The organism is Methanosarcina sediminis (genome assembly GCF_052056915.1).
In the GTDB taxonomy this organism is placed as follows: Archaea; Halobacteriota; Methanosarcinia; order Methanosarcinales; family Methanosarcinaceae; genus MTP4.
In genome coordinates, this window is sequence record NZ_CP195119.1 from 3417062 (window position 1) to 3429414 (window position 12353).

Below are 12353 nucleotides of genomic sequence, written 5' to 3' on the forward strand. Positions count from 1 at the left end.
CAGTTCCAATTGTACTAGCTAAGAAATCATTTCCCATTGTACGAACTGACAAACCAGTTCCTGTTGTACAAGCTAACAAACCAGTTCCAATTGTACTAGCTAAGAAATCATTTCCCATTGTACGAACTGACAAACCAGTTCCTGTTGTACAAGCTAACAAACCAGTTCCAATTGTACTAGCTAAGAAATCATTTCCCATTACTAGCTAACAAACCAGTTCCTGTTGTACGAACTGGCAAATCATGTAAGACATTAAGCTAACGAATTATCCTGAGAAGCGGGAAGGGCTCCCGCAGGAAATACGAAAACGTAAGGAAGGGTGAAGTATAAAATGTACGAAAATGATGCAGATTCGGGGCAGGCCTCCGTGACCTACCAGAACGCGGGCAGGATTTTCAAGAGTTTTTTTGAGGAGATCGGGAATGTCATTGTAGGCCAGAAAGAAGCGGTGGAGCAGATCGTGATTGCCCTCCTCTGTGAAGGGCACGCTCTGGTGGAAAGCAATCCCGGGCTTGCAAAAACCCTTATGATCTCCACGATCTCAAAGGCAATGAACCTGAAGTTCAGCAGGATCCAGTGTACTCCTGACCTTATGCCCTCCGACATCACAGGGACCTACGTGATCGAGGAAAAAGAAAAAGGTAAAGAGTTCAGGTTCGAGCCGGGTCCCGTCTTTGCAAATATCGTGCTTGCAGACGAAATCAACAGGGCTTCCCCAAAGACCCAGTCAGCCCTTCTCGAGGCGATGCAGGAGAAACAGGTAACCGTCGGAAACGATACCTACCTGCTGGACCGGCCTTTCTTCATCCTTGCGACCCAGAACCCCATTGAAATGGAAGGGACCTACCCCCTGCCCGAAGCCCAGCTTGACCGCTTCCTCCTGAAGATCCTGCTGGAATACCCCTCCTTTGAAGAGGAAATGGAAATCGTAAAGCGCTACACGAAATCCGAGGTCCCGCAGGTTACGAGGGGCCTGGACAAGTCTACCCTTCTCAATTTGCAGAAACTCACAAGACAGGTCCCAATCTCGGACGAACTCACCCAGCGTGCCCTTTCCATCGTGACAATGACCCGGAAAGATAAAGAAAATATCGAATACGGGGCTTCTCCTCGTGCCTCAATAGGGCTTATCCTTGCCGCAAAAGCCCGCGCCCTGCTCGAAGGCAGGAACTTTGTGAGCAAGGAAGATGTCGATACCATGGCCTACCCTGTGCTCAGGCACAGGATAATCCTTACCTTCGAAGCCGAACGGAGCGGGATGAGCACCGATGAGGCAGTAGAGAAAATCCTCCAGAAAGTCAAATGAACGGATGCTTTCTTCGGTATAAACCTTTGAATCACAGGAACAGAGCTCTGGCAGGAACTGAGCCAGGCAGGAACCAGGCTTTTGATTGAAGATCCAGAATGACCCGCACAAAACAAAAAATAGAAACGGATTTTTTCAGGCAGCTTGACCGCTTTACCTTCTCGGTCCGGAAGCGTGTGTCCACGGTCTATGCAGGAAACCGCCCATCTACCCGGAGCGGACACGGCATCGATACCATAGGGTTTCGGGAGTACGACCAGAGTGACGAGCTCAAGGACATCGACTGGAAAGCCTATGCCCGGACCGAAAAACTCTATGTGCGGCAGTTCGAGGAAGAAAAGACCCTTACAACCCACATCCTGCTCGACTCCAGCAAAAGCATGGACTACCCCGGATACGGGATTTCCAAGTTCGAATATGCAGCCATGCTTGCCGCGGGCTATGCCTACATGGTTACGAAATACAATGATAGGTTTGCCATTTCCACATTTGGGGAGGATGTGGACATCCGCAAGCCCAGGAGGGGAAAGAAAAACCTCCTGCGGACAATCGACCACCTGAGCGAGCTCGAGCTTACGGGGGGGACCTCCATTGCCGAAAGTGTTGCAAAGTACAGCCGGGAGATAAAGTCCCGGTCCCTTGTCATCCTGATCTCTGACTTCCTTGAGGAACCCGAAGCCGTGGAATCTGCCGTGTACAGGCTCTCGGACCATGACCTTATCCTGATCCAGGTGCTGGACCCGACCGAAAAGAAGCTTCCCCTTGAGGGAAACAGCAAGCTCATTGACCTGGAAACCGGGGAAGAAATCAGGACCTATGTCAGTGAAAAGTTCAGGGAAAACTATCTGGAAAAGCTCGATGACCACAGCGCCAGGATCAGGAAAGCCTGCCTGAAGGTAGGGGCTGAGTTCTACACCTTTACGACCGACACTCCCATCTTTGATGCGTTCTACCATACGATCAGGAGAAGGAGGCGCTGAAAAATGCCATTTGCAAACCCTCTTGCCCTTGCCGGGCTTTTGAGCATCATCCCTCTTATCATTCTCTACATGCTCCGGCCCAAACCTGCGGAGCTTTCAATTCCCTCTCTCATGTTTGTCCTGAAAATCGAGAGGGAGCGAAAAAGGGTCTACGCTTCGATCACGAAGATTGTAAAAGACCCCCTCTTCCTGGCCCAGCTCCTGGTCCTTATCCTCCTTTCCCTTGCCGCCGCCGGCTACTTCTACACTGCGGAAGAACCCCTGAGCGGGGAACATACCGTGCTTATCCTTGACACTTCGGCAAGCATGCAGACGGAGTCGCGTTTTGAAGATGCGCTGGGACTTGCCGATACTTACCTCAGTAAGAAAAACAGCATCATCCTGGCTTCCAACGTGCCCCTGCTGGTCCTGGAAGGCGGGGGAGCTTCGGCTGCCAGGGATACCCTCAAGAATGTCCCGGAAGGGGCAGGAGTTGCCGATATCTCTGCGGCGGTCACCACCGGGATGCGCCTCCTGTCGCAGGAAGGCGGGAGGATCATCGTGATCTCGGACTTCACTTCCTGGGAAGGGGATGACCCTGTTGCCTCTAAGAACCTGGCGGAGTCCTACGGCATCCAGGTCAATTTCGTGAAAGTCGGAAAGCCCGCGGACAACGTGGGGATCATTAATGGCTGGATCGAAGCAACGGACGGGGATTACAGCTATACCTGCGTTGTCAAGAACTACAATGCCCGGACCGAACAGGTTGAGCTTGAGACCGGCAGGGGAATTACCGGGGGCAGTACGAAGAGTTTTACCCTTTCCGTCCCTGCAGGAGAGACCAGGCAGTTCCAGCTTGCAGAACTGGGCCCAGGAATTACCAGGGTCGTGCTTACTGAAGACGACGACCTTCCTGCGGACAACAGTGCCTATATCTCGATTCCGGAAAGTTCCCGGCAAAAAATTCTCTTTATCACGGATGACGGGAAGCTGCCTTCGAAAACTGCGCTATCATTGCTTCCCAACAGCGAGATCAAGGTCCGGAATAACGTGCCCACGGACCTGGACGACTACAACCTGGTAGTGCTTGCCCAGAAGGAAACCCCGGTAGCTAACAGTTCGGTAGGAAGGATCGAAAGCTATGTGAGAGGCGGAGGAAATGCGGTTTTCATTGCAAGCGGGGCTTTTGTTCCGGAAAAGACCGACGTTGACCTGATTAAGATCCTCCCCGTAAAGCCCATAGGGGTCGGGGAGGCTGAAGACGGGCTGGGAGTCGAGGAGGTCCGGGAAAGCAGTATTACTAAGGACGTGAAGATGGAGGAAATCTCTGTCCGGAAGTACCTGAACGCCACTGAGAGGACAGGTTCGACCACCCTGGCAGTCCTTGACAACGAGGTGCCTGTCCTGAGTTACTGGCAGATAGGGGAAGGCACCGTCTTTTACCTGGGTTTCAACGACGAACTCCAGGAAGGGGCCTGGAACAATTTCCATAACCTGCCCGAATACCCCGTCTTCTGGATAAAGCTCATTGAGTGGCTCGGAGGTGTCGGGGACATTGCCGACTACAACCTGGAGGCTGGCACCGTAACGTCCCTTTCGAAGACCGAGGAAATACGGACCCCGAGCCGTACCCTGACTGCAAACCGCGTACTCTTTGACGAAGTCGGGATCTATAATATCGGAGACAAAAAAATAGCCGTCAACCTTTATGATGACCGGGAATCGGACACCACCGTGGACGCCTCGGAACTTATCCAGCGGGCTGTTGCGGATGACGAGCCCAAACTCGTGCGCTCTGATACCTATACAGCCAAAAAAGATATCAGCAACTACCTTATCGGAGTTCTTTTCCTGCTACTGCTACTTGAAATCCTTATCGTGCGCGGGAGGGGTGAGCTTTGAACGTCTCCCTTGAACAGCCCGAAATGCTGCTCCTGGTAATCCCGGTAATCCTTGCGGGGTTCTACCTCCTGCGGAATACGAAAACGAAGCTTGTGGAATGGAGGATGCTTGTCGCTTTCCTCCTGGTCCTTGCCCTTGCCTCCCCCGTTTCCCTGGTAACGAATGTAGTTAGTGAAGACAACCCCTCGCTGGTCGTGGTCTCGGACGAGACCGGCAGTATGAGCATTTTCCAGGAAGGGACGGGCACAGATCTCTACGAAGCCCTTACCGCAAAGACTCCCACCACCTTCATCCAGCTAACGGGAGACAAGACCAGCCTCGGGGACGCTGTCCTCCAGTACTCGGGCAGCGGAAGCCAGGTCGTGCTTGTGACCGACGGGAACAATAATGCTGGCAAAGACCTTACGGAAGCCCTGGAATTTGCCCGGGAAACCGATACCAGGGTTTACCTGGTCGAACCCGAACTCGAGGTAAACGACCTCAGCGTACAGGTGCTCGGGGACAAGACCGTTGTCGTGGAAAACGATAACGAGTTTGAAATCCTGGTTTCCCAGGCTTCCGAAGGGCGCACCAGCTATTTCCTTAAGGTCTACGTGGACGGGGAGCTTTTCCAGAGCAGGCGCTTTTCCCAGGAGACCCGGGAGATGACTATTCCGATCACCCGGGCTTTTGGCACCCTCGGAGCCCATAACCTCAGGGTTGTAATCGAACCTGACGGGGAAGACCTGAACGATATCAATAACGAGTTCTATAAAGCCCTCTACGTTGTCCCGAAACCGAAAATCACTCTCGTAACGGACGAGCCTGATTCCCCGCTTGGCCAGATCCTGAGCAACCTCTACGAGGTCTCGGTGGTTAATGATTATCCCGGAGCAGATAAGATCGAGGACAGCAAAGCTCTTGTGCTTGATAATAGGTTCATAAACACCCTCTCTGAAAAAGAAGTAAAAGAAATCAAGACCTATGTCAGCGACGGGAACGGGCTTATCGTTGTGGGTGGAGAAGGGGCATATAATTACGGGAACTACCTGAACTCTTCCCTTGAAGCCCTCCTGCCTGTCATTTCGAAACCTTCCGAGTTCAAGGGAGGAAGAAACATCATCCTGATCCTGGACGTTTCTCCAAGTACGGATGCCCATGGGACTCTGGGAGACATCCTCGGGAATGCGATCTTCATCCTGAGGAACGAAAACCTCAAAGATGCCAACGCCGGGGTTATCGCATTCGGTAGCACGGGTGTTGATGTGTCGGACGGTTTTGTCTTCCTGGGGCTTCCCCGGAACCTGGAGACCCTTGAAGAAGATATTTCCCAGCTTACCCCTGACCAGCAGAGCGAGACTTACCTGGACCAGGGACTCAAGACTGCAAAGGAAATGCTTGAAACCGAAGATGGCGAACTTGATGCCATCGTTATCACGGATGGGGGGATCGAGGACTCCTATGGTCAGAGCCTTGCGGAAGCAAAGGAATTGCAGGAGCTGGGAGTACAATTTTATTTCATCCATATCCGTTCGACTGCCCCTTCCCAGCTTGATCCAACCAGGAACTTCTATGCTGAAAAGCTGATGCAGGAACTCGGGCTCGAAGAAAACTATTTCCACATTGACATGGGAGAAAGGGCAAACATAGAGTTTGACAGGATCGAAAAGCCTCCTGAGGAAGAAGAAGAGGAAGAAGATGTCGAACTTGACGCCTATCCCCTCCTGGTGTATTCCCCTAACCATTTCATAACGCGAAACGTTGACGGAAATGTTACCGGGATGATCACCGGCTACAACGACGTTACCCCGAAAGCCGGGGCCGAACGCCTGATAATAACGGTTACCGGAAAGCCTGTCCTTACCACCTGGCGCTTCGGGCTTGGCAGGGTAGCTGCTCTTTCCACGGACAACGGGGAAGGAGGCGGAAGGCTCTGGGCTCCTGTGCTTTACTCCGGCGAGAACGCGCGGCTAATTTCAGGCATGAGCAACTGGGCTATTGGAAACCCCCGTGCTGAAGAGGGAGCCGTCCTTGACGGGCCGGATACCTGGCTCGGGACCCCGGCTGAGCTTACCCTGATAATGTACGAGGAGGGCGTACCGAAGCTTAAACTGGACGGGGAACCCCTGGACTTTGCCCTGACCGGAAGGAACATCTACGAGACCACCGTAAGCCCCGACACTCCCGGCCTTCACGACATCTCCGGCTATCCCCTTGCCGTAAACTACCCCCTTGAATTCCGGGATGTTGGGATCAATAAAGAGGTTGAGCCCCTGGTCCTGGCAACCGGCGGGAATATTTATGACGCAAGGGAAGCAAGAGCTCTCCTCCTGAAAGACGCCCGGCAAAACTCCGAACGGGAAGTCCAGGAACCAATGAGCCTGAAGATGTACGTGCTCCTTGCAGCCCTCTTGCTCTATCTCAGCGAAATCATTGTAAGGCGCATAAGGGAAATGAGGAGGCTCAGGAAACTGCAGGCAGTGCAGGCAGCAAAGGAAGCAGCAGGAGAATAATTTCCAGTTCTCTTGCTTCTTTTTCCTCTTGCTTCTTTTTTCTTTTTTTCCTTTTTTCCCTTTTCTTTTTTCTCCCTTTTTCCTTCCCTCTTTTCCCTTTTCTTTTACTCTTCTCTTTTTCCTTCCCCTTCCTCTTCCCGTCTTCTTTTTACTTTCCTGCCATCCTTTTTTCTACATTCCCTGTCAGAAGCCTCAGGTCCCTGAACAGTTATTCATGTACCTTTCTTGGTTGTTCCAATGCCCTTAATAGTCATTCAAATATATTTTTTAGTTATTGTGATGCCTATTTAAGTCATCAGAATATATTTTTTGTATATTGTGATGCCCTTTTTATTATTGGTCTTTAAATTCAAAACAGTGCTTTGTATGAATTCAATTTTAAGATTTCATTTTTGGAAAAAGCCGGTCAGCAAGCTGACCGGTGAGAATACCGGTACTTGAAATGTAAATTGAAAAAGGTTTGTGGGGATAAGTTAATGCCGGAGTTACGGTTGTTGATCTGCTCTATGCCCCGCATTCTCACCGGGCGCCGTAGGCGGCCGGCTTTTCCCTGAAAATTCATAGAAATAAGCACTGAGAACAGCTAAAAACAAAAGCAATGATAAAATTTCAAGAAATAAGCACTGAGAACAGCTAAAAACAAAAGCAATGATAAAATTTCAAGAAATAAGCACTGAGAACAGCTAAAAAAAAAGCAATGATAAAATTTCAAGAAAAAAGCACTGAGAACAGCTAAAAACAAGAACAAGAATAAAATTTCAAGCCAAAAGCACTGAGAACAGCTAAAAACAAAAACATATGGAAATTTACCCTCTTTCATCCCGGCTGTGAGGGCTTACGGTCCGGTTCTGTTTCAATTTTGCTTTTTGGGAAGGCCGCTTGCAAGCAAGCGGGAAAAACAGTCTGAGACAGCAATCCGGATGTTTCGGATAAGTTCTTACATCTGCTCGAACCTGCCCTTTTGTTTTTGTTCTCTTCCCTCTCTTTTTGAGCCCTTGTTTCCTGGGCAGCCTTTTTCAGATATGGGCAAGCACCAGCACGGTCATCTGCCCGAAAAAGCCGGAAAAGAGGGGGACCACCAGGTTATCATCGATTTTGTTGACTGCGGTCTCTGCGAGGGTTGCGAAAAAGGCCATGACCAGGGCCACGAAGGGGTTTCCGAGAATAAGGAGCCCGACAGTGAAGTCTACGAGGAGCTCGGCGCCTGAACCTTCCAGGGACTTGTCATTTTTGAATGTTGTGTGAAACACTCTCCTTTTTCCGTAGAATTTTCCTATAAGGGCTGCAACAAGGTCTCCTAATGTTGTCATCAGGATTGCGGCATAGGCGATTTCTCTGGAGAAAAGACAGATGACTGCTACTGCTCCCAGTGCAAAATAAATGTGCCCTCCGAGCCTGCATCCTTCCTTTTCCCTGTACATTGTATGGAAAAAGGGGATTTTCATGTCCTGTTCAAGCCGGAAATAGTCGAGGACCAGAACAACGATCAGGAAAAGCATAAGCACCCAGAGAACCGCCTGTTTTCCGAAATATTCGTAGATAAGCACGATCAGGATTGAAACCAGGTGCACGCTTTTTCTCAGGACTTCGAAAATAAGTTCTCCGGAAGACATGTTGTAGGAACTTTTGCGAAGGTATGATATAAAGTATGTGATGCAAAATGTTGATAAAAAATGTTGAAGAGGGTCAGGGAGCTTCAGGGAGCTTCAGGGAGCTTCAGGGAGCTCAGTGTGGGGTACCTGAGGATTTTCAGGCACTTTGTGGCTTTCTGTGGAGTCTCCTATCAGCTTTTTGATCACGTCCATATCTTTTAGCACTTTCAGGCTCACAAAGCCGCCTATCAGGAGGTTCAGGTAGTAGGTCAGGGCTCTCCAGGCAAGCACGGTGATTCCGAGGATGGAGGGGCTTACAAAGACTGAGAAGAGGGATGCTGCCCCGAATTCCGCGACTCCGCTTGCTCCGGGGGTTGCAGGGACTATCATGATCACAGCCATGAGGACCTGGGCTGCAAAGGCGGTAGGAATCGAAGGGGTTTCGGAAAGGCCCATAAGGATCAGGACCAGCAGGGAAAATTCCACGGTCCAGAAAATGAAGGTATAAGCTATACCGTAGAAAAGCCCTTTTTTCCCGTCTGAGAAAAAGAGCAGGATGCTTTCATGGAAATGGTCTATTTCCCTGTCAACCTGTTCCAGGATATGGGATATTGCGGTGTCCGTGCGTTTCCCGAAGAAGGGGGATGCTTTGCTTAACACCCTATGAATTGCGCTTTTTACCTTCTCGGGTTTCCATAAGCTGTAGACAAAACCCAGGAGAATAAGGAAGACCAGAGTATTTGCAGTCAGGAAAGCCGCGTCAAACTCGTAGTTCGAGGTCATGTCCCCGTAAATATGAAGGGCAAAGGGTAAGGACGCAAAGATGAAAAAGGCATCAAGTAATCTTTCCCCAAAAACGATCGCTGTTGCTCTGCCCAGAGGGATCTTGTTCTGGTGGAGCATGTGGACCCTGAGGGGTTCCCCGCCTGCGGAAGAAGGCGTAATCCCGGCTGCAAAGGCGCTTGAAATGACAATTTCAATAACTCTAGCCGGGTTTACCTCGTGGCCCAGGGCCCTGCAAAGCGCTCGGGTCCGAAAGCCCCAAACAAAGTACGAAAAAATATGTAATAGAGCGGCAGCAACTATGTATTCGAGCTTTATCTTTTTGAGAGCCTCGATCGTTTCCACATCAAAGGTAAAGCCTGTAACTATGGCTACCGATACCGCACTTATGAGCAGGGACGCGATCAGCCATTTTTGATACCTGTTCATGGTTATCTGTTTTTATTTTGCGTTTTCGTAAATCTATAATCTGTCAAGAGGTATTTTTCGCCGAGATATATATTCATCCCGTTTTTTGATGATACAATAAGCTAAATTCAGTCATTTATTGTAACCTTTCCGGTAGGGTTCTTCTGTACTTTATATTTTGGGAAAAGTCTGCTTTAAGTTATTAGCCCTGAAAGGGCCTGTAAAAACAGAAAAGAAATGCAACAGGATGAATCGGAATGAAATGAAACTGCATGAATAGAAATGAAATTCAGCGGGATTAAAAGGAAATTGAAGCGTAATGAGTTAAAATGAAAGGAGCAGAAAAACCGGAAATCAATCCGGTTTTTTAATAGGGACCTTTCACGACCCGTCATAGGTTGTGTCATAATCCGGGTTGAGGGTAATTTCTTTTATGCTTGAGTTTTTGTTGATCATGACCTCGGGCCAGATTTTGACTCCCGAATGGATGGTTGAGTTGTTTCCGATGATTACCTTATGCCCGATAACCGTTCCGTTTTCCAGGCTGCAGTTTTCCCCTATTATGGTGTCATCGGCTACGATTGCCCCTGAAATGTTGGAATTTTCCCCGATTCGGACATGGTCAAAGAGGTAAGAGGAAAGGAGCTTTGCGTTGTCTTCGATTACGCAGTTCGAGCCGATTACGCTGTAAGGGCCAACAAGCACGTTGTCGCCTATGACCGAGTTTTCCCCTATGACGATAGGGCCAACAAGGGATGAATTCGAGCCTACGGACACGTTGTTCCCTATTTTAAGGGGGCCTCTGATCCTGGCGTTTTTCGCGGCGAAATGCCCTTCAATGCTTGTCCCGGGCAGGGCGTCGAGCATCCAGCGCTGGGCCTGCCTGTAGGCTGCCGAGCTTCCAACGTCGGTCCACTTTCCCCTTACAAGCACGCCGTTAATCTTCTCATCCGCGGCAAGCAGGGCCGGAAAGAGGTCTTTTGCAAAATCGTACCTGGTATTTTCCGGGATCCAGTCAAAGATCGAGGGGTCGCAGACGTAGATCCCCGTGCTTGCAAGGTTGCTGAAAATCTGTCCGGCTTTCGGCTTTTCAAGGAAGCGGTGGATCCGGTTGTTGATGTCCATGTCGGCAATCCCGAATTCCCTCGGGTCGTCGATGGAAAGGAGCCCGATTGTTATCGGGGCGTCATTTGCTTCGTGGAAGCGGTACATCTCCCTGAGGTCGAGGTTAAGGACGTGGTCTCCCCCAAGTACGATAAAAGGCTCATTTTTCAGGTATTCTTCGGCATTTTTTACCCCACCCGCGGTCCCCATTTTTTCTTTTTCATAAACGTAATCGATATGGACTCCGAAAATGTGTCCGTCTCCGAGCTGTTCTTCGATGCGCTCTCCCATATACCCTAGGGTCATCACTATTTCGTTGAACCCCTCTCTTGAAAGGTGTTCGATGAGATGGCGGACGGAAGGTTCATTGAGAATGGGAATACTGGGTTTGGGGTGCTTGAAGGTCAGCGGTCTTAACCTGGTCCCCGCACCTCCGCACATGATGCATGCCTTCATATTTCCTCACATGTTCTTTTTGAATATATTAGTAACTATTTTCAGCGGCAATTGATAATGGTTATTCAGGATATGTCCTATTTCCACCTATCAGGTGAATCTCAGCTTATCTGTCAATTCGGAAAATCTCAGCTTATCTGCCAATTCGGTAAATCTCAGTTTTATCCGTCAATTCGGTAAATCTCAGTTTTATCCGTCACTTTGATCTCCCTTTCCCCTTCATACTCCGTGACAATGCCTGTTATACTCACAAAGTCCCCTTTATTTATTGATTCATCCAGGGCTTCAACTCCTGCATTGCTGGGAACAAAAACAGTCAGTGGCTTGGAGTTGTAATCTACTTTTAAAAGCAGGTGTCCTCCTGTGTACGTAAAGCGTTTGCTCAGGACCTCGGCTTCGAGGTTCACCCGTTCCCCTACTTCAGACTCCGGGCTGTACTGCTTGAACTCTCCCCCGGACACTTTCCCTGCACCCGCAAATTCTAGCCCGAAGCAGAAATATGCGACTGAGAGAGATGATAATGCCATAAGAAGCAGCACTATCACGACTTTTTCTTCCTTCTCCATACTTTCCCCTTTCCCCGGAAGTTTGGTTCCTGAATCCCGAATCCGGAATCCCTCCAAAATCCGAAATCATCTTACAAATCTGGAATTCCCTTATAAATTCTGACCTGACATGTGGTCCAGACCATCTACCCCTATGATCGAGACAAGTTTCACTTCCATAACAAGAGTCTTGCCTGCGAGTTCATGGTTGAAGTCCAGGGTAGCGTGCGTCCCGGTTGAAGCAAGCACTTTAACCTCCCTTCCGCCGGGGGTAGTAATTTTCTCACCTGCCTCAGGGGGGGTTTCAATTTCAAGCCTTGCAAGGGGAATGTCCTGGACCATGTAGTCCCTGTATTCTCCGTAGGCTTCTTCCGGCGGGATTGTCAGGGTCTTTTCCTCTCCTTCTTTCATCCCCACAACTCCTTTGTCCAGGCCCTTGATTACCTGTCTTGCATTAGCTCTGAAAAAGAGGGGGGTGTATTTCCTGGCTTCCTCGTATATGCCTGCTTCGAGTGCGCGCTCTTTTACGGTGGTTTCGAACACTTTGCCGTCTTCGAATTTTCCCGTATAATCCACAAGCACGTAATTGCCTGTTTCAACGGCTTGAGAATTCTCCATTTCTTCTCCATCTCCTTTATTTTTTTTGTGCCTCTTCCAATCCAGTTGCTACGAATCCAGCGACTGCTAATCCAACCGCTTTTAATCCCTCTGCTGTTAAGCCGGAAGATGGCGTTCTTTATGATCCGGGTTCCGGCAAAAAATGCAGCAAAAATGTGGCAGCTTCATATGCAGAAGCTGCCCGGGAA

General features: G+C 49.6%; 9 protein-coding genes. 4 read left to right on the plus strand and 5 right to left on the minus strand.

What is annotated here, in order from left to right; genetic code table 11:
* Positions 1-331 precede the first annotated feature (331 nt).
* The 4 genes from ACSAZK_RS14975 (at position 332) to ACSAZK_RS14990 (ending at position 6659) form a co-directional block, all read left to right on the plus strand.
* Positions 332-1306 carry an AAA family ATPase gene (locus ACSAZK_RS14975; protein WP_440954866.1) on the plus strand — a complete coding sequence of 325 codons (975 nt, stop codon included), beginning with the start codon at positions 332-334 and terminating at the stop codon, positions 1304-1306.
* A gap of 98 nt (positions 1307-1404) precedes the next feature.
* Complete coding sequence (locus ACSAZK_RS14980) at positions 1405-2286, plus strand: DUF58 domain-containing protein (protein ID WP_440954867.1); 882 nt, start codon at positions 1405-1407, stop codon at positions 2284-2286.
* Between the two features lie 3 nt (positions 2287-2289).
* Positions 2290-4167, plus strand: a complete 1878-nt coding sequence (locus tag ACSAZK_RS14985; RefSeq protein WP_440954868.1) for a DUF7408 domain-containing protein — start codon at positions 2290-2292, stop codon at positions 4165-4167.
* The gene (locus ACSAZK_RS14990) at positions 4164-6659 is read left to right on the plus strand and encodes a VWA domain-containing protein (protein WP_440954869.1); all 2496 of its coding nucleotides are present in this window, start codon (positions 4164-4166) and stop codon (positions 6657-6659) included. Before ACSAZK_RS14985 ends, ACSAZK_RS14990 begins: the two co-directional genes overlap by 4 nt.
* A gap of 1016 nt (positions 6660-7675) precedes the next feature.
* Here ACSAZK_RS14990 and ACSAZK_RS14995 read toward each other — a convergent pair.
* The 5 genes from ACSAZK_RS14995 to ACSAZK_RS15015 form a co-directional block, all read right to left on the minus strand.
* Positions 7676-8272, minus strand: a complete 597-nt coding sequence (locus ACSAZK_RS14995) for a diacylglycerol/polyprenol kinase family protein (RefSeq protein WP_440954870.1) — start codon at positions 8270-8272, stop codon at positions 7676-7678.
* A gap of 93 nt (positions 8273-8365) precedes the next feature.
* Positions 8366-9463 carry a lysylphosphatidylglycerol synthase transmembrane domain-containing protein gene (locus ACSAZK_RS15000; protein WP_440954871.1) on the minus strand — a complete coding sequence of 366 codons (1098 nt, stop codon included), beginning with the start codon at positions 9461-9463 and terminating at the stop codon, positions 8366-8368.
* A 360-nt stretch (positions 9464-9823) separates the two neighbouring features.
* Positions 9824-11002: a sugar phosphate nucleotidyltransferase gene (locus ACSAZK_RS15005; RefSeq protein WP_440954872.1), complete on the minus strand. Its 1179-nt coding sequence runs from the start codon at positions 11000-11002 to the stop codon at positions 9824-9826.
* Between the two features lie 161 nt (positions 11003-11163).
* A complete protein-coding gene (locus ACSAZK_RS15010; RefSeq protein ID WP_440954873.1) occupies positions 11164-11568 on the minus strand; it encodes an OB-fold nucleic acid binding domain-containing protein in 405 nt (134 codons plus the stop codon).
* A 90-nt stretch (positions 11569-11658) separates the two neighbouring features.
* On the minus strand, positions 11659-12165 hold the full coding sequence (locus tag ACSAZK_RS15015; RefSeq protein WP_440954874.1) for an FKBP-type peptidyl-prolyl cis-trans isomerase: 507 nt from the start codon (positions 12163-12165) through the stop codon (positions 11659-11661).
* Positions 12166-12353: the final 188 nt, after the last annotated feature.